The 16,717-nt window shown below is 55.6% G+C and carries 14 protein-coding genes and 1 pseudogene; 5 read left to right on the forward strand and 10 right to left on the reverse strand.

Annotated features, from left to right (window positions below; genetic code table 11):
- The first annotated feature begins 3 nt into the window (after positions 1-3).
- The 3 genes from KQI82_RS08850 to acrA are packed head-to-tail and all read left to right on the forward strand — an operon-like array spanning position 4 to position 3,122.
- Positions 4-1,146 (forward strand): acyl-CoA dehydrogenase, encoded by a 1,143-nt coding sequence (locus KQI82_RS08850; RefSeq protein WP_216632424.1) that lies wholly within the window; start codon positions 4-6, stop codon positions 1,144-1,146.
- 19 nt (positions 1,147-1,165) lie between these two features.
- Positions 1,166-1,966 (forward strand): acryloyl-CoA reductase electron transfer subunit gamma, encoded by an 801-nt coding sequence (gene acrB, locus KQI82_RS08855; protein ID WP_216632425.1) that lies wholly within the window; start codon positions 1,166-1,168, stop codon positions 1,964-1,966.
- A gap of 19 nt (positions 1,967-1,985) precedes the next feature.
- On the forward strand, positions 1,986-3,122 hold the full coding sequence (acrA, locus tag KQI82_RS08860) for an acryloyl-CoA reductase electron transfer subunit beta (protein WP_216632426.1): 1,137 nt from the start codon (positions 1,986-1,988) through the stop codon (positions 3,120-3,122).
- A gap of 110 nt (positions 3,123-3,232) precedes the next feature.
- On the opposite strand, the gene KQI82_RS08865 is transcribed toward acrA, so the two are convergent.
- From KQI82_RS08865 to KQI82_RS08905, 9 genes and pseudogenes are all read right to left on the reverse strand, one after another.
- Complete coding sequence (locus KQI82_RS08865; RefSeq protein WP_216632427.1) at positions 3,233-4,327, reverse strand: M42 family metallopeptidase; 1,095 nt, start codon at positions 4,325-4,327, stop codon at positions 3,233-3,235.
- 26 nt (positions 4,328-4,353) lie between these two features.
- Complete coding sequence (gene cls, locus KQI82_RS08870; protein WP_241426668.1) at positions 4,354-5,877, reverse strand: cardiolipin synthase; 1,524 nt, start codon at positions 5,875-5,877, stop codon at positions 4,354-4,356.
- Between the two features lie 139 nt (positions 5,878-6,016).
- Positions 6,017-8,410, reverse strand: coding sequence for an ATP-binding response regulator (locus KQI82_RS08875; protein ID WP_216632428.1), 2,394 nt, complete (start codon positions 8,408-8,410; stop codon positions 6,017-6,019).
- Between the two features lie 263 nt (positions 8,411-8,673).
- Positions 8,674-10,116 (reverse strand): annotated as a pseudogene (locus KQI82_RS08880) (UGSC family (seleno)protein); the annotation flags it as partial.
- 12 nt (positions 10,117-10,128) lie between these two features.
- A complete protein-coding gene (locus KQI82_RS08885) occupies positions 10,129-10,452 on the reverse strand; it encodes a hypothetical protein (RefSeq protein WP_216632430.1) in 324 nt (107 codons plus the stop codon).
- A gap of 28 nt (positions 10,453-10,480) precedes the next feature.
- Positions 10,481-11,821, reverse strand: a complete 1,341-nt coding sequence (locus KQI82_RS08890) for a 2-hydroxycarboxylate transporter family protein (RefSeq protein WP_216632431.1) — start codon at positions 11,819-11,821, stop codon at positions 10,481-10,483.
- Between the two features lie 54 nt (positions 11,822-11,875).
- The gene (locus KQI82_RS08895) at positions 11,876-12,181 is read right to left on the reverse strand and encodes a DUF4387 domain-containing protein (RefSeq protein ID WP_216632432.1); all 306 of its coding nucleotides are present in this window, start codon (positions 12,179-12,181) and stop codon (positions 11,876-11,878) included.
- A gap of 15 nt (positions 12,182-12,196) precedes the next feature.
- Entirely contained in the window at positions 12,197-13,558 is a 1,362-nt protein-coding gene (locus KQI82_RS08900) for an acyclic terpene utilization AtuA family protein (protein WP_216632433.1), read from the reverse strand.
- A 22-nt stretch (positions 13,559-13,580) separates the two neighbouring features.
- Positions 13,581-14,516, reverse strand: coding sequence for an NAD(P)/FAD-dependent oxidoreductase (locus KQI82_RS08905; RefSeq protein ID WP_216632434.1), 936 nt, complete (start codon positions 14,514-14,516; stop codon positions 13,581-13,583).
- Between the two features lie 159 nt (positions 14,517-14,675).
- Here KQI82_RS08905 and KQI82_RS08910 point away from each other — a divergent pair, with 159 nt between their 5' ends.
- Positions 14,676-15,617 carry a LysR family transcriptional regulator gene (locus tag KQI82_RS08910; RefSeq protein WP_216632435.1) on the forward strand — a complete coding sequence of 314 codons (942 nt, stop codon included), beginning with the start codon at positions 14,676-14,678 and terminating at the stop codon, positions 15,615-15,617.
- A gap of 86 nt (positions 15,618-15,703) precedes the next feature.
- Entirely contained in the window at positions 15,704-15,847 is a 144-nt protein-coding gene (locus tag KQI82_RS08915; RefSeq protein ID WP_216632436.1) for a hypothetical protein, read from the forward strand.
- A gap of 588 nt (positions 15,848-16,435) precedes the next feature.
- Here the strand turns inward: KQI82_RS08915 and KQI82_RS08920 are convergent.
- The gene (locus KQI82_RS08920) at positions 16,436-16,693 is read right to left on the reverse strand and encodes a hypothetical protein (protein WP_216632437.1); all 258 of its coding nucleotides are present in this window, start codon (positions 16,691-16,693) and stop codon (positions 16,436-16,438) included.
- Between the last annotated feature and the right edge of the window lie 24 nt (positions 16,694-16,717).

Raw genomic sequence — 16,717 nt, forward strand, 5'->3', positions numbered from 1 at the left:
GGTATGGATTTTCATCTGACTAAAGAGCAGTTGATGCTCCGTAAGATGTACCGCGAATTTGCCGAGAATGAAGTCAAGCCTCTGGCGGAAGAGATCGACGAAGAAGAGCGGTTCCCCATGGAGACCGTCGAAAAGATGGCCAAGTTAGGCATGATGGGCATTTACTTCCCCAAGGAGTACGGCGGCGCGGGCGGCGACGTGCTCTCCTACGCCATGTGCGTGGAGGAGCTGGCCAAGGTCTGCGGCACCACTGCCGTCATCGTTTCCGCCCATACGTCTTTGTGCTGCGCCCCCATTTTTGAGCACGGCACCGAAGAGCAGAAGCAGAAGTATCTGCCCGACCTGCTCAGCGGCCGCAAGATCGGCGCGTTCGGTCTGACCGAGCCCGGCGCCGGCACCGACGCCTCCGGCCAGCAGACCACCGCTGTGCTGGAAGGGGATCACTATGTCCTCAACGGTTCCAAGTGCTTCATCACCAACGGCAACGTGGCCGATACCTTTGTCGTGTTCGCCATGACCGATAAGAAGGCCGGCAATCACGGCATCTCCGCCTTTATTGTGGAGAAGGACTTCCCCGGCTTCTCCCAGGGCAAGCATGAGAAGAAGATGGGCATCCGCGGCAGCTCTACCTGTGATCTGATCTTTGAAGACTGCATCGTGCCCAAGGAGAACCTGCTGGGCAAAGAGGGCAAGGGCTTCAAGATCGCCATGATGACCCTGGACGGCGGCCGCATCGGCATCGCCGCGCAGGCCTTGGGTCTGGGCGAGGGTGCCATTGACGAGGCAATCAAGTACACCAAGGAGCGCGTCCAGTTCGGCCGCCGCATCAGCCAGTTCCAGAACACCCAGTTCCAGCTGGCCGACATGCACACCCGCATGCAGGCCGCCCAGTACTTAGTCTACGCCGCCGCCTGCAAAAAGCAGCTCCATGAGGACTATTCCATGGATGCCGCCATGGCCAAGCTCTTTGCCGCGGAGGCCGCTTCCGACGTCACCCGCCGGGCCGTTCAGCTCTTCGGCGGTTACGGTTACACCCGCGAGTATCCCGTGGAGCGCATGATGCGCGACGCCAAGATCACCGAGATCTACGAGGGTACTTCCGAAGTCCAGCGCATGGTCATCTCCAGCCGTCTGGGCGTGAAATAAGTAAGGAGGTAAAGGTAAAATGAAAATTATTGTTTGTGTAAAGCAGGTTCCCGATACCTCCGGAAAGGTTGCCGTGAACCCCGATGGTACTCTGGACCGCGCGTCCATGCAGACCATCACCAACCCCGATGACCTGAACGCGGTGGAGGCCGCCCTGAAGCTGAAGGATGAGACCGGCTGCAAGGTGGTTGTGGTCACCATGGGCCCCCCGCCCGCAGAGGGCATGCTGCGTGAGATCCTGGCCCGCGGCGCCGACGAGGCCGTTCTGGTTTCCGCCCGCGAGTTCGGCGGCAGCGACACCTACGCCACCTCTCAGATTCTGGCTTCCGCCATCAACCGCATCGGTCTGGAGCAGGATGACGTCGTGATGTGCGGCCGTCAGGCCATCGACGGCGATACCGCCCAGGTCGGTCCCCAGATCGCCGAGAAGCTGCATCTGCCCCAGGTTACTTACGCTGCCGAGATCCACAAGGCCGGCAACGCCATCACCGTCAAGCGCATGCTGGAAGACGGCTACATGACCATCAAGGTGAAGACTCCCTGCCTGCTGACCTGCATCAAGGAGCTCAACGAGCCCCGCTACATGAGCGTGTCCGGCGTATTCGAGGCCTATTCCAAGCCCATGGAGGTCTTCAACTATGAGACGCTGAAGGACGATCCCCTGATCGATCCCACCACCATCGGCCTGAAGGGCTCTCCCACCAACATCCTGACCTCCTTTACGCCGCCGCTGAAGGGTGCCGGCGTGATGCTGGAGGGCGCTGACAAGGAAACCTGTGACAAGCTGGCCGGTCTTCTGGCCAAGAAGCACATCATCTGATTGAAAGGAGAAAGATACAATGGCTACTTTTAATAATACGGATCTTGCTGCTTTCAAGGATGTATGGGTCTTTTGTGAGCAGCGCCAGGGCAAATTGATGCCCACTGACTTTGAGTTGATCTCCGAAGGCCGTAAGCTTGCTGACGAGCTTGGCGTGAAGCTCTGCGGACTGCTGTTGGGCGACAATGTCGAGGGCCTGGCCAAAGAGCTTGGCGGCTATGGCGCCGACGAGGTGATCGTCTGCGAAAGCCCCCTGCTGAACGTCTACACCACCGACGCCTATGCCAAGGTGATCTGTGACGTGATTGAGGAAAGAAAGCCTGAGGCGTTCCTGATCGGCGCCACCAACATCGGCCGTGACTTGGGTCCCCGCTGCGCGGCCCGTCTGCACACCGGCCTGTGCGCCGACTGCACCCACCTGGACGTGGACATGGACATCTACAAGGACTTCCTGAGAGAGAGCTCCACTCTCGCTCCTGAGAAGGTCGACGGCATGAAGACCGCCAAGGTCTTGGGCGAGGACCACGATGTGTCCCGCGACCTGAAGATGACCCGTCCCGCCTTCGGCGGCCACCTGATGGCCACCATCATCTGCCCCCGCTTCCGTCCCACCATGGCCACGGTGCGTCCGGGCGTTATGAAGAAGGCTCCCTTTGATCAGGCCAAGGCCGACGCCTGCAAGATCACCAAGCCCGTCGTGAAGCTGACTGAGGACGATATCGACACCGAGGTCGTCGAGGTAGTCAAAGCCGCCAAGAAGCTGGTCGATCTGATCGGCGCGGACTTCATCGTCTCCGTGGGCCGCGGCATCTCCAAGGATGTTGAGGGCGGCATCAAGCTGGCTGAGGAATTGGCCGCCGAATTGGGCGGCGTTGTGGGCGGCTCCCGTGCCACCATCGACTCCGGCTGGCTGAGCGCTGATCATCAGGTGGGCCAGACCGGCAAGACCGTCCATCCCAAGGTCTATGTTGCTCTGGGCATTTCCGGCGCTATCCAGCATAAGGCCGGCATGCAGGATTCCGAGTGCATCATCGCGGTCAACAAGAATGAGACCGCGCCCATCTTTGAGATTGCCGACTACGGCATCTGCGGCGACCTCTTCAAGGTTGCTCCCATGCTGACGGAAGCGATCCGCGCGGCAAAGGCTGCAAAGTAAGGTTTCACAAAAAAGGTCCCGGCGTGAGTCACTCACGCCGGGACCTTTATGCCGTTAAGCGCCGGACGCCACGCCGCAGCCGGCGGGCGGCCTTTTGGACGGATGTGTTGTCAGAATGAACGGGAGAAGCGCTCCCACAGATGCTCCGCCGCATAGCAGGTCAGCTCCACCGCCTGTTCCGCGTCGGAGAGGTTGACAATCTCCACCGCACTGTGGGTGTAGCGGCAGGGGATGGAGATTCCGCCGGTGAGGACTCCGGTGCCATCCAGGGCGAACTGGTCGGCGTTGGTGCACCCGGAGAGCAGGTCGTACTGGTAGGGAAGAGACAGCGCCGCGCAGCCACTCTCAAGATACTCCACCACCTGCCAGGGAACCACGTGGGCAAAATGGCTGACGGCGCTCTTGTCATAGAGCTTGATGGCCGGCCCCTTGCCAAGGACAAGAGGTGCTTTTTGCCGCTTGGCATAGGGGACATCTCCGCAGGAGCAGATGTCGTAGACAAGGCAGACATCCGGGGTGGTGTGGAAAAACTTCCGGAAGCCGTTGTAAACCGTGTTGCTTCCCCGCAGGATCAGTTCCTCCTGAACGGTGAAGGAGGCAAGGATCGTGCTGCGGGGCGGGTGCTGGGCAAGCCGCTCCAGCGCCTTCAGCACCACCGCGCAGCCCACCCGGTCATCAAAGGCTTTGGCCATGACATTTCCGGAGAGAAGTTCAATAAAGGGCTCGTCGAATACCACGGGCATCCCCGGCTTGACCCCGCTCTCCAGGGCGGCCTCACGGTCCCGGGCGCCGATGTCAATCCACAGGTCCTCCTGGGATATGATGCTGCCCTTTTCTCCGGCACCGGAGGAGTGGAAGGAGTTGACGCCGAATCCGCCCTTGACGGCGCCGGTTTTGGTCAGGATGGAGACCCGCTGCCCCATGAGCAGGTTGTCCGCCATATAGCCCAGGGGAGCGACAAACACGTGGCCGCCTTCATCGATGTAGCGGACGATGAAACAGGGCTCATCCATGTGGGCGTCCAGGTGAAGGACGGGGGCGTTTTCCTCAGTCCCTGAAATCCGGGCGCAGAGGTTTCCCAAATTGTCGGTAAACAGGTCCCGGACCCCCGCCTTTTGCAGTCGGCTTTCAATATAGGATTTTACCAGCCCTTCAAAGCCGGGAGGGGCGGGAAGCTCGGTCAGAGCATGCAGAGTCTCTTTCATGTTCATCCATTACTCCTTTTATTCCGTTATACCAGGGGCGCAAACGCCCGCAGGACGCTGAGGAAGAGCCGTTTGGGCAGGGACAGCGGGCCAAAGGACCCCACCTCCTGACAGGAACTCAGGGTCAGCAGAAAGTCCTGCTTGATCTTCTCCACCGCACTGGAGCGGTAGAGCCAGGAGGCGCATTCGAGGTGGAGGTACAGGCTGCGGTAATCCAGATTGATGGTGCCCACCACGCCGTACTGGTCGTCGGATACAAAGGTCTTGGCGTGCATGAATCCCGGTGTATATTCGTAGATCCGCACCCCCGCCTTTTGCAGCGGCTCATAATAGGAGCGGGTGAGGAAGAAGACGAGCTTCTTATCCGGGATGTGGGGCGTGATGATCCGCACATCCACGCCGCTGCGGGCGGCCAGCTTCAGGGCGGAGAGGGTTTCATTGTCCAAGATCAGGTAAGGGGTAGTGATGTAAATATACTCCCTGGCCCGGGAGATGATGTTGAGATATACGCTCTCACCCACCAGCTCACTGTCCATGGGCATATCCGCATAGGGCTGGACGTATCCGTCACTGGGGACATCCTCGGGGGCGAGAGTGGGCTGATAGCGGGCAAAGTCGTCCTGATCCCCGGTGGTCATGTCCCAGATGGAGAGGAACAGCGTGGTCAGGCTCCAGACGCCTTGGCCCCGCAGGAGGAGGGCCGTGTCCTTCCAGTGGCCGTACTTGGGGAATTCATTGATATACTCATCCGCCAGGTTGATGCCTCCGGTGAAGCCCACGTTGCCGTCAATGACGCAGATCTTCCGGTGGTCCCGGTTGTTGAAGCGGGGAGAGAGGATGCTGTTGAAGGGGTTGAACACACAAGCGCGGATCCCCTTTTGGCGGAGGGTCTTGACATACCCGTGGGGCAGGGTAAAGAGGCAGCCCAGATCGTCGTACATCACCCGGACGTCGACGCCTTGGCGGACCTTGCGTTCTAATATATCCAGAATGCCGTCCCACATGACGCCCTCTTCCACAATAAAATACTCAAGGAAGATGAACTTGCCGGCGGATTCCAGCTCCCGCAGCATGGCGGCGTACATGGCCTCGCCGATGGGGAAGTATTCGGTCTGGGTGTGGTCAAAGGGCGGCGTGCCGGAGGCGCGAAGGATGTACCGGGCATGGAGCGCCGCCTCCGGAGACTCCTGTTCCAGCTGCTCCATGGCGTTGGGAACCGCCGTGCCGGCCTTGCGCCACTGACGCTGGATAGCGGCCGACGTCTGCTTTTCCCGCTTGGTAAAGCGGTACTTTCCAAAGAGAAGGTACAGCAGCCCGCCGAAGATCGGAAGCAGCAATATGGGGATCAGCCAGGCGATCTTGAAGCTTGGGTTGCTGTCGCTGTTGAGGATATGGACAGTGGCCACAATGGACAAAAGGATGCAGAAGAAATAAAAGTAGGCAAATTTATCCCAGAAATAGATAAACATGAAGATCAGGATCGCCAGCTGAATGGTCACAAACAGAGCAATATAGATGATCTTGCTCACGATGATGTCATGTTTTTTCAAAAGCGGGCTCCTTTCGACGTTTGCTTCAGTATAGCAGGCTTTGGCGGAAAAGGAAAGCGCGGGCAAAACATCAAAAGCCGCTGACAGGCGTCAACGGCTTTTGGAGCTCCGTCAAAGTACGGGGCGGGAAAGGCCTGCGTTATGATTGTGGAGCGGGATGGTTCCGCCGCTTCCACTGGATACACTGAACCAGCGTATTGCGCAGCTGCTCTATGGAGATGGGCTTCATCAGGTGGCCGTTCAATCCGGAAAGCTTGGTCTTCCTGACATCCTCCGCAAAGGCGTCGGCGGTCATGGCGATGATGGGCAGCTCGTTGATGCCGTCCAGGTGGCTGTCCCGGATTTGACGGGTGGCCTCATAGCCGTTCAGGTTGGGCATGCGGATGTCCATGAAAACGGCATCATAATAAAAGGGGGGATGGTGGAGAACCGCCTCCACCGCCTGGCGTCCGTCTTCCGCTATCTCCACTTCCACACCAAGCAGCTTCAGCATCTCCAAGGCGATTTGCTGATTGAGGGCATTGTCCTCCGCCAGCAGAATACGGACTCCTGTAAGGGAGACCTCTTCATAGGAGGCCGGAGCCGCCTGGGCCGGGGAAGCGGCTGCCTGGGCAAGAGAGAGGGTGATGGTAAACCGGGAGCCGCGGCCATACTCGCTCTCCACCACAACGGAGCCGCCCATCAGGGAGACGATATTCTGGACAATGGTCATCCCAAGGCCGGTGCCGGTCACTTTATGGGCATCGTCGGCCCGGCTGAAAGGCTCGAAAATATGCTCTACAAACTCCGGCGTCATCCCGATGCCGTTGTCCTCCACCATAAAGCGATAGGTTCCCATCTGGAAGGTGTTTTTCTTGACCTCCTCCAGCAGGAGACGGATTTCTCCCTGTGGGGCCGTGTACTTGGAGGCATTGTCCAACAGGTTGACCAGCACCTGACAGAGCCGCTGTCTATCCCCCAGCACCTGACTGTGAAGCGTTTGATCGATCTGCACCACAAGATGCTGAGCCTTGGACTGGACGGCCAGCTGCACCATTGTCACGGCGTCCCGCACCAGATCGCGGAGGTCGAACTCCGACTCATCCAGTTCCACCGTGCCGCTTTCAATTTTGCTGACATCCAATACCTCGTTGATGAGCCCCAGAAGGTGGGCGCTGGAATCGGATATTTTTTCCAAATACTCCCGGAGCCTGTCCTCATTTTGAATGTGGTGCTGCGCCAGCTCGGTCATCCCCATAATGGCGTTCATCGGGGTGCGGATATCATGGCTCATGCGGGAGAGAAAGTCGCTTTTTGCTTGGCTGGCCCGCTCCGCCTTTTGCAGGGCCTCCTCCAGCAGCAGCTTGCTCTGCCGCTCCCGCTCCAGGTCTGCTTCCTGCCGCCGGCGCTCTTCGTCGATGCACTTGGACATGGCCATCACAAGAACGTCGTCCGTGGCGTCGCTTGGAACCAGCATCACCTGCATAAGGGTCCAATGATACTGGTCGTCCTCTCCAAGCTGCCGCAGCTCAAGGGAGACGGACTGCCCGCCCTGGGCAAAGGCCTCCAGCAGGTGCTGCCTTGAAAACGTTTCAGCATATATGGTCTGAAATTCCGGGGCGGCGATAGAGATTCCCAATTGCACCAACTCATCAAAACAGCCGGATTCAGGCGCCTTACAGAAGTGAAGGCGGTCGTATTCCAGCATGCGGTAAGTATTTTGCGTCAGATTGATGGAGATCAGCATCTGGTAGGAGACCTTGGCGGCCATGGCCAACTGGGCGATGTCCAGGTTCATCTTCTGTTCCAGCAGATACTCCTCCTGAATGTCCCTGTAGATCAAAACACACCAGCAGTCCTGATCGTCGAACCGCTCTAACTGCGTGGCGGTAAACTCCACCATGTGATAGGTGCCGTCGCCGGTCAGACGGCGGAGGCGCTTTGTTATCTGCCTGCGGCCGCTGGCGAACAGACGCAGCATGGATTCTCTTGAAAAATTGTCCTGAAATTGAGAGAGGTCGTCCGGATGGACTGCCTTTTTGGAATAGGTGAGATTTTCAGATCCAAAGCTGCCCTGGTCCGGTATGTCTGTCCACAGCGAGTCCTTTTGACAATTTACATAGTAATCCTTTGTCAGGTTTGCAATGATACACTCGCTGAATACAGTTACCAAACTCTGCGCGTACATTTCTTTGACCTTTTTCTCCCCCTGCTCCTCCTCAAAGTTGAGCCTGTGGGGAGTGGCAGTGATCACGACGGCCGGGATATGCCCGTCCCAGAGGATGCGGTTGGCTGTGGCGTCCACCGTGGTTTTCAGCAGGGGATCATAGCAGACGATGTGGCTGGAGGTTCCGGTGCCCATCTCCGCCAGCGGACAGTTGGCGCACACTTCCGGCCAGACGTCGCAGCACCTTGCTCCAAGTTTGGCGCGCCCGCGTCCAAGCTCCCGGCAGCGCTGGTTAAAATACAGCAGTTTCCGGCTTTCCGCTTCGATTACATAGACGGAGGTTTCCGTCAACGCATCCAGAAGATGCTTCAGATTGTCGTTGCACATAGTGTACCTCCTAACATGGCCTAAAACAGAAATCCGGCTTTTTTTATTATATACCGGAATGAAGAAAATAGGAATATTGAAATCAGAACTATTTTCTCAACGGCTGATGATACTTGAAAGGCATCGGCGCCCAAAAGCTTTACGAGCGGAGTCTGCATCAAAATGGCGGCGCCATGCTTGAAACTTCTGATAAAAAGCTTCAGATGGCGGCAGAAGAGCACCACTGTGCGCATATATGCGCACAGTGGTGCTCTTCTATGGGGCTAAGTCCGCTCTTTCTGCTTTGCAATCAGTTCATCGTAATTTTCAGGAAGGCATACCTTACGGGATGTCGCTGGAGCGATGTATCCGGATTGCATGAAGCCCTTGCTCTGAGCGCGGGCCGGGTCACCGGCCACAATGATCTGAAGGGTTTTGTTATTGAGAAATACGGGGATGGGCCGCTGCGGATCGTTGGATTCGCCGTAAACAGGAGGAATCTTTCCGTTTTTCGCACGGGCGTACATGTCGAAATCCAGACCGTTAAAATCGTGCCAGTGCCGTTCCATCTGCCCGGCTGTCACATGGGAATTCCGGTAGAGATAATCACGCACATCCTGCTTGCTCAATCCATGTTCCGCGAAAATCTGAGCCACAGGCGGCGCTAACATCAAAACTGGTTCAAGACGGAAGGTGTGGACGCCCCATGTGGAAAAGATGCCGAACTGTTTTTCGCAAATTTCCTCGGAAAGAATCTCCAAATGCTGCTCCGGCTCATCGCCGGAGGTATAGCAGGGCGCGCTGACATAGGCGGAGGAAAGCACCGTTACGCACGTGTCCTCAGCGGAAAATCCGCGTTCCTCCTGATAAGTCTTCCATCCAAGCTCCTGAACAAAGTCCTGGTTTTCAGCGATGGCCACATTCATGCTCTGGCCGAGACTGCCTTTGTCGCCGCTGCCGGGCGGAATTCTGAATCCGCCCACATTTCGCAGAAACAGCTTGAGGAAGCGGCCGAAGCTTGTGTTTGCCTGCCGGCCAAAACGCAGAGCGCCTTGCCCACAGTTGAAATCCAACTTTTTGACCAACGGTCCGCTGACAATGATCAGAGGCTCCCAGCCGGGTGAGGTGCCGGTATCCTCAGCTCGCCAACCCTGATCAAGAAGGTTTCCGGGGATGCCGGTATAGGAAATGGCCTCTACCGCTGCAAGCAGCAGGGGCATATACTCCGGTCTGCAGCCAGCCATCACGCCGTTTACGGCAACGGACCAGACAGTTGCTTTCCGGTTTTCGTGAGGCAGCTTTGCAATGACCTCGTCCGCAGGGCGGCTGGTGAACTCCATGAACCGGTCGACTTCTTCCAACGTTGGGGGAATAATGGGAAGGCCGTCCGTCCACAAATTTTCATAAAAGAACTCATTTACTTCAGATATGGAACCTTCAAAGATGATGTCGCGGAGGTTCGGCTCCCTCTTTTTCCGCGGTTTGCGGGGAGGAGGCGTTTGGGTAAGACTGCGGACCACGTTGTCACAAAGAACTCCGACAACCTTTTCCCGCAGCTCCTCATCCGAGTCAGTCATCATGGTATCGGGGTATTCGGAGATGGGAAGATCGGGGAAGCCCTGGGAGGCGGCAACCAACTTTGCCTGGGGAATAAAGCCGGTGATGATCATGGCGGTTGAGGGAATCCCGCAGGTTTCCGCATACGACATTACCCGCGTCACGGCGGGTGCACAGGCTCCTCAGGCCCCCATGCCGCCCACGGCGGCAGTTATATGATGCCTTTCAATAAAATACTTCAGGCCAGGCCATTTTTCAGCCTCGTAGCCGCCGAAGTTGCGCATGTCGCGGAAGTCGCCTATGGTATCCCAGGGAATGATGGTGATCTTAGGGTACCTGCGCTTTAACTCCTCTCTTAAAATCGGAAAAATCTCCACGCCGCGGTAGTGCATGTGGTTGAATTCCAATATGACGGCCTCATTCATATCTTTGACACGTGGCGAGAGCCGGACGTCCGGAATATGGACCTGAGAAGACGGCCATACGACTTGATACTGTTCAGACATTTTCTTTCACTCCTTTTTACTCGGCCGTTCAGGCGATGATACCGGCGGCACGGGCCACAATGGGAAACAGAATGCTGATCTCAACAAGCATCATCGCACCGCCGATGCGTGTGGAAATGGTGGCGTAAGGCAAAAGCTCCATACGGTCGCAGACGTAGCAGGTCTGTACATCGCCGGAAGCTCCAATGTTGCAGGCGCAGATCGCGGCGGTCAAGGACGACTCGTAACGATAGAGACCGAAAAGCTTGGCGCCGACGCCTGCCCCCACGACCGCGCCGAGAATGGCAAGGACGATGATGACGACATTGGAAAGCTGGAGCGCGGAACTCATACCGCCGCCGGAAGAGGAACCCATGCCAATGCAGGTGGTCAATATGATCACCACATACTTTTGCGACATGTTGCTGAAATAATACGCCTGACGGCAGAACTTATCAGGAACCAGGTTGAATATCTTCAAGATAACGATAATGATGAGCGTCCAGGCGATATAGACGATGGCGGAAATGAAGTGGTTGAAAATGGAGCCAAGCACCATGAATGCGCAGGCAATGAAAACGCCGCCCATCAAATCTCCATAGTCTGAAGAAGACTGCTCATAGACAACGGCGGTTTTCTTTGCCTCCTGCAGCGCGGGGGATTCATTGCGAAGGATTTCCCCATTGCCGTTGCCCATTGCTTTTGGAAATTTCTTTGCAAGAATATTCATGATGATCGCCATAATCAAAGAGAGGTATGTGCCAAGCAGCGCTACCGCGTAGAGCTGCGCTGCCATGCCGGTCATATCGGCCCCCAAAACTGAAGAGTACAGCGCCGGCAAAGTAGAGATCGCGCCGGAGGTGCCGCCGGTCATGCAGGGCGCTGCAACAAAAAAGATCGCCTCATATACGGAGCGGCCGGTGAGCTTTGCCGCAAGGAAGCTGAAGCCAATGGCAAAGACTTGGGAAATCAGAAGAACCGGGATGTAGCGGATCACGCAGGCTTTTAAAAAGCGGCTGTCCGTCGCAAGAATCGCGCCCGCCACCACAGCCGCCACGAAGAACATCTGAAAACCGTTCTGGGTGAAAAGGTCGGCGGAAGTGCTGAAAATCTCACTCAAAACACCTTTTTTGACAAGCATGGATGCACCAAGCAAAGGGAGAAGCAATTTGCCGCCAATTGATTTGAGAATCGGCGTGACTTCACCGATCCAGCTGAGAATGCCGCCCACCGCCATGACCAGGGCGAAAGCGGTGATAAAAAGATCCGAAGGGACCCAACCCAAACGACCGGCCGCAATTATGATCAGCGCGACGGGGACAAAGAACTTGACCGGAATACCGAAGATCGCATCTACTTTTTTAAATTGGTACCATTTCTCTTTTGCCATACTGATCTCCTCCTAAAGTAATTTTACTGGGGGTTTTTGTTTCGCGGCCTGATCTTACAGCTCCACCTCGGCCAGCAGGCGGTATTGCTGGCCGTAGTGCATATCGCGCTCGTAGCGGTAACCGCTGGGATAGGGACGGGGAAAAGAAATCTTGATTACAAAAATGTTGGGAATATAGAAGATCTGCACATCGGATTCCTTGGTGTGATAGAGCCTTGCAATGGTTGCGGCGGATACATTTTTGGAAGCCTTCACCTGCTCGTACTCCCTCTCACCGTCGCAGAAGATTTCTAAAGTGACCCAAAACGGACCGGCGTTTTTGCTGCGGATATATTTTGTAACTTCTCTCAGCTTTGCCATGACCAATGCCTCCTTTTAATACACCTTATAATTGATGCGGACCAGCTCCAACGGGTCGTCCACATCCACCACATGGTGAAGAACAAATTCGTAAACAGGCCCGCGCGGCGTATCCACAGGGGAGAAGGGAAAGGCAAATGTTGGAAGCAGATCTTTTGCGCTCTGGTAGTTTTTGGGCAGATGCAGCAGATAGGGGTTGAAATCCTTGGCAATTCCCGTTGCAATTTCCTGTGTATCGGCGGTCACGGACAGCAGAAGGCCCACTTCCCTTGGAATAAAGTTTTCACCATCCGTCAGTGGAACCACAGCGTCATGGCCGAAGCAGCGCAAATCAAAGGAATAGGTGCTGCGGTCGAAACCGTGCTTGTCAAGAACGGCCTGCACATGGGAGCGCATGAAGCCGATCCAGCTGTCAAGGTCCCGCAGGATATCCCGATCCGCCACGCCGACAAGGGAGATGTTCTGATAGCCGGCCAGGCGCGAGCCCTCCAGTTTCATGGTATACTGGCCTGCGCGTTCAAAACGGCTGCCGGTCACACGGGTTGCCTGGGGCGTAAGCTGGGTGTATACAGCGTCGTCCGTGATAAAGGACCCGCCCGGCTCCGTCAGGCGGAAGGGATTTGTGTTCTCATAGAGCAGATGGGCGGAAACCGTATAAGGGGTGCAATGGGCGGCCGGGTCGGTAGGATAGACGGTAAAACCCTCGTGGTCCAGCTCCAGCATGACGCACACGCCGGCAGTATCCGTACACTGCGGCCCGCATTCCACCACCTTGGCGCCATGCCAGCAGGCCCCTTCATTCATTCCGTTCATCAGGCCAAAGGCGGCGATGACGCCGGTATCGGTGGCGCGCCCTCCAAGTACGATTTGCGCGCCGCTGCGATATGCCTCGATGAATGGCTCAGCCCCCATCAGGCCGACAATATTTTGGCAGCTGGCAAAGACATCCCGGGTGATCTCCGGCGCGCCGGGGAGCGCGTGGATTTTTCCCTCATCCCATTTCTTTTCCAGCACATGGGGATCCATCTGGGAAGAGATCGTTGCAATTTTTATATGGTAGCCGTGCTTTACAATGATTTGTTCCGCGATCTCGGCAAAGTGCGCAAGGGAGCTGTCTGTTCCACAGGTGCCGCAGCTGCCAATGAAAAGCGGGATATTGTGTTCGACCGCCGCAACAATGGAAAGCTCCAGGTCGTGCGCGATGGATTGCTCGGAATACTTGCACACGCCGTTTGCAAGATATGCGGGGCCGGAATCTGTGGAGCCGGCATCCATGGCGATACAGTCCGGATTCATCGCCATGCCCATTTCAAAGGCGTCGTCATGAATCCCGCCGCCGCAGGCACCCACGGGGACGAAAATTTTGCAGGAAGTCATGCTTGGTTCCTCCTTCTTATATTCAATGATTGTCGATATATCGGCAGGCCGCCAGAGCCGCCACCGCGCCGTCACTTGCCGCTGTGGTCAGCTGACGGACGGCCTTTTGCCTGCAATCACCCGCGACAAACAGGCCTTCTGTCTCTGTAAAGCAGCTCTCATCCGCAATATAATAACCGCGTTCATCAAGCTTTGCCACCGGGGAAAATTGCTCATTCTCAGGAACCAGGCCAACCGCCAGAAAGCAGCCGTCACAGGCGACCTCGCTGAGTCTCCCGTCCGTTTCGCTTTTCAGCGTCAGACCGGTGAGCTTCCCGCTTTCAACCTTGTACTGAGAGACAACTGTGGAATAAATAATTTTTACATTGGACCTGGACTCCAAAAGGTCGATGAGCTGCTGCTCGCCGGTGAGGAACGCCAAGTTCTGCACGATAAGCAGTTCAGCCGCAAGCTCCGACAGCATGACCGCCTCCTGAAGCGCTGAATTGCCTCCACCAATGATGGCCGCCTTTTTTCCGGCGTAGAGGTTTCCGTCACAGACGACACAGAAATGAACGCCGTTTCCGATCAATTCCCGTTCACCGGGCAGATCTAAGACGCGGTGCTTTACGCCGTTGGCAAGAATAACTGCCTTCGCTGAGTAGCACTCGCCCTCCTCGGTTGTGACGCTTTTGAAATCGCCTTCCTGCGCGACTGCCGTCACAGTTCCCAAGACAAACTCCGCGCCGTTTTCCATCGCTTGGTGCAAAAGGTCGTTTGCGAAATCGCTGCCTGCCATGGAAAGCCTGCCGGGGAAATTCTCCACCTTTGGGGAACTGGTGATCTGTCCTCCGAATTTTTCCTTTTCAATCACAAGCACGGTTTTGCCGCTTCTCCGCGCATAAACCGCAGCGGTCATGCCGGCAGGGCCGCTGCCAACGATGATCAGGTCATAATCCGGGCCGCCAAAAATAAACATGGTACAAGCCTCCTGATTGAATAATAGGTTGTTCTGCTTATATTGTACACAGCGGATGGCGATTGGTAAAATACCTAAAAATGCATTTTAACGATAGGTTTTTACCTATTGCGATGCGCGACAAGCCCTGCTATAATCAAAAAAGGGGGCAGGGTGCATATGAATGACCGTCAACTGCAATATATATTGGAGATCGCCAAGGAGGAAAATCTTACAGCCGCTGCGAAGAATCTATATGTTTCACAACCTTCTCTGTCCAATCTTCTTGAGCATGTGGAAAGCGAGCTGGGACTTAGATTGTTTGAGCGGAGACCGGGCTGTATGAAGCTTACCGCAGCGGGGGAGCGCTATGTTGCCGCCGCCCGGAAGATCATGGGGACTATGGCCCAGTTTGAGCGGGAATTGGTGGAAATTCAAGACGAGGAACGAGGCAGGCTTACCATAGGCTGCAGCCGCAAAAAGAGCGCTTCGATTTTCCCCTACATCGTTCCGCGGCTGCGAGAAAAGTATCCGCTGTACAAGTTTAACTTGGTAGAAGGTTCTATGGAAGCCCTGGCGGAAATGCTGACATCCGGGGAGATCGACGTTGCTTTCCTTTATAAGGATTTCAAGCTCAGCCACATCCAATCCTATACCTGCTCCAAAGAGGAGGTCTGCATCATTGCGCCAATCGATTTTTTCTCGGACAAGATTTGCCCCCAGGAAAACGGCATCGATATTCTTACAGACCTCTCTACTCTGGCAGATAAAGAATTTGTGCTTTTCAAAAAGGGGCTCAGCCTTCGTGCGCTGGCAGATGAAATTTTTCGGCGGTGCGGCATCTCTCCTGTGATTGCGTTGGAAACGGAAAGCTGGCAGACCTGTATTGCCATGGTGGAATGCGGCGCGTTTACACTGCTCCCCTTTTCTCCATTGGAGAATGAAATCTACCTTCGAAACAGGGGAGGGAAACTGCTATATAAGCCCCTGATTCCTGAGAAAAACTATTACCGCATTTTGCGCGCCTGCTATCGGGAGGAGCTTGTAGGAAGCCGTATCCTGCAGGACTTCCTTGCAATCTGCGCCGCCATGGAGCAGTCTTCCGCCCGCTTTGGTGACTGAATAGAAATTCTACATGTGGGACCTTCTGAAAATTTGTGAGAATAATTTAATACAAAAAAGGCGCAGCTTTAAGCTGCGCCTTTACATTGATCCTGCTCCTGTTGGACGCTGCGGTGATCAAGCTGTTGGACGGGATTGTCCAGTTTGCCCTTCAGCGCCGGGCAAAGCGCCGCGTCCGCTCATCCAGGCTGATTTTGGGCACTGGAGCCCCGGCTCACCAAGGCGGTTAAGATGAACAACACAGGGGAAAATATAAAGGGCGCCCCGGGGAGATCATTTCCCCGGGGCTTTCTTGTTACATATACATAATAATACAAATTTATAAAATAAACATGCCGAAAAGAGTAGTGTGTCCACGGTCATACCAACATGTTGCGCCGGACCTATGGCACGGCGGCGTTTTGCAGCGTAATGGACTTGCTTATCATGCTGCGGGAGACGCTTTTGGCCGCCGGAGAGCAAGAGGAGGCGGGCGGATCATAAAATCATCGGAAGAGCTGTCAGAAACTCCCTCCTCAAATGCTGAATTCCGCTATGCCCTCTCCGGCATAGGAGGAAAACCGCCCTATTTCTGAAAATGTGCCGCCATGCCCGCCCATGTGCCCCCCTGCATACTGGAATTATGACGGGCATAGCCCTGGATACAAAAGCTGGCAAGCTTGCCTTATGGCGCATGTATGATTCGAACTATATAAAATGGTGCGTCTCGGGTGTGGAGCCGCCGCTGCATGGCATATTGTATTCCTTGGTGTGGCGGGGAGGCAACTCCGCGGCCTTTATCGCAACGCAATCGTCCGCCATATCCAACGCCGTCTTTCTCATTTCATATAGGTGGACTGTTGATATGCCTGCTCCAACTCCTCCATGATCCGATTCTTTAATTCTCCCTGCAAGGTAATCGCAGGACGCTTCTGATCTCCTATGCTTATCAATGGCAGAGAAATCTTTAGCTGCCCGGCGTCCTTCCGGAGCAGAATGTTGGAAATTGTAAATCCGCCGCTCTCCACCTCCACATGAACGCTCCCTTTGGCGCTGGAGGGGGAAATTTTATTGATCTTGACCTCTATGTGATCCATTGTTCGCTCCTTCCGTATCTATTT

The organism is Dysosmobacter acutus (assembly GCF_018919205.1).
GTDB lineage: Bacteria > Bacillota > Clostridia > Oscillospirales > Oscillospiraceae > Oscillibacter > Oscillibacter acutus.

What these genes read in the sequence shown, in the direction of transcription:
- acrB (WP_216632425.1), top strand. Translation starts at nt 1,166, where the DNA reads ATGAAAATTATTGTTTGTGTAAAGCAGGTTCCCGATACCTCCGGAAAG.
- KQI82_RS08885 (WP_216632430.1), bottom strand. Translation starts at nt 10,452, where the DNA reads ATGTCTGAACAGTATCAAGTCGTATGGCCGTCTTCTCAGGTCCATATT.
- KQI82_RS08910 (WP_216632435.1), top strand. Translation starts at nt 14,676, where the DNA reads ATGAATGACCGTCAACTGCAATATATATTGGAGATCGCCAAGGAGGAA.
- KQI82_RS08890 (WP_216632431.1), bottom strand. Translation starts at nt 11,821, where the DNA reads ATGGCAAAAGAGAAATGGTACCAATTTAAAAAAGTAGATGCGATCTTC.
- KQI82_RS08875 (WP_216632428.1), bottom strand. Translation starts at nt 8,410, where the DNA reads ATGTGCAACGACAATCTGAAGCATCTTCTGGATGCGTTGACGGAAACC.
- KQI82_RS08900 (WP_216632433.1), bottom strand. Translation starts at nt 13,558, where the DNA reads ATGACTTCCTGCAAAATTTTCGTCCCCGTGGGTGCCTGCGGCGGCGGG.
- KQI82_RS08850 (WP_216632424.1), top strand. Translation starts at nt 4, where the DNA reads ATGGATTTTCATCTGACTAAAGAGCAGTTGATGCTCCGTAAGATGTAC.
- KQI82_RS08905 (WP_216632434.1), bottom strand. Translation starts at nt 14,516, where the DNA reads ATGTTTATTTTTGGCGGCCCGGATTATGACCTGATCATCGTTGGCAGC.
- KQI82_RS08895 (WP_216632432.1), bottom strand. Translation starts at nt 12,181, where the DNA reads ATGGCAAAGCTGAGAGAAGTTACAAAATATATCCGCAGCAAAAACGCC.
- KQI82_RS08920 (WP_216632437.1), bottom strand. Translation starts at nt 16,693, where the DNA reads ATGGATCACATAGAGGTCAAGATCAATAAAATTTCCCCCTCCAGCGCC.
- KQI82_RS08865 (WP_216632427.1), bottom strand. Translation starts at nt 4,327, where the DNA reads ATGAAAGAGACTCTGCATGCTCTGACCGAGCTTCCCGCCCCTCCCGGC.
- acrA (WP_216632426.1), top strand. Translation starts at nt 1,986, where the DNA reads ATGGCTACTTTTAATAATACGGATCTTGCTGCTTTCAAGGATGTATGG.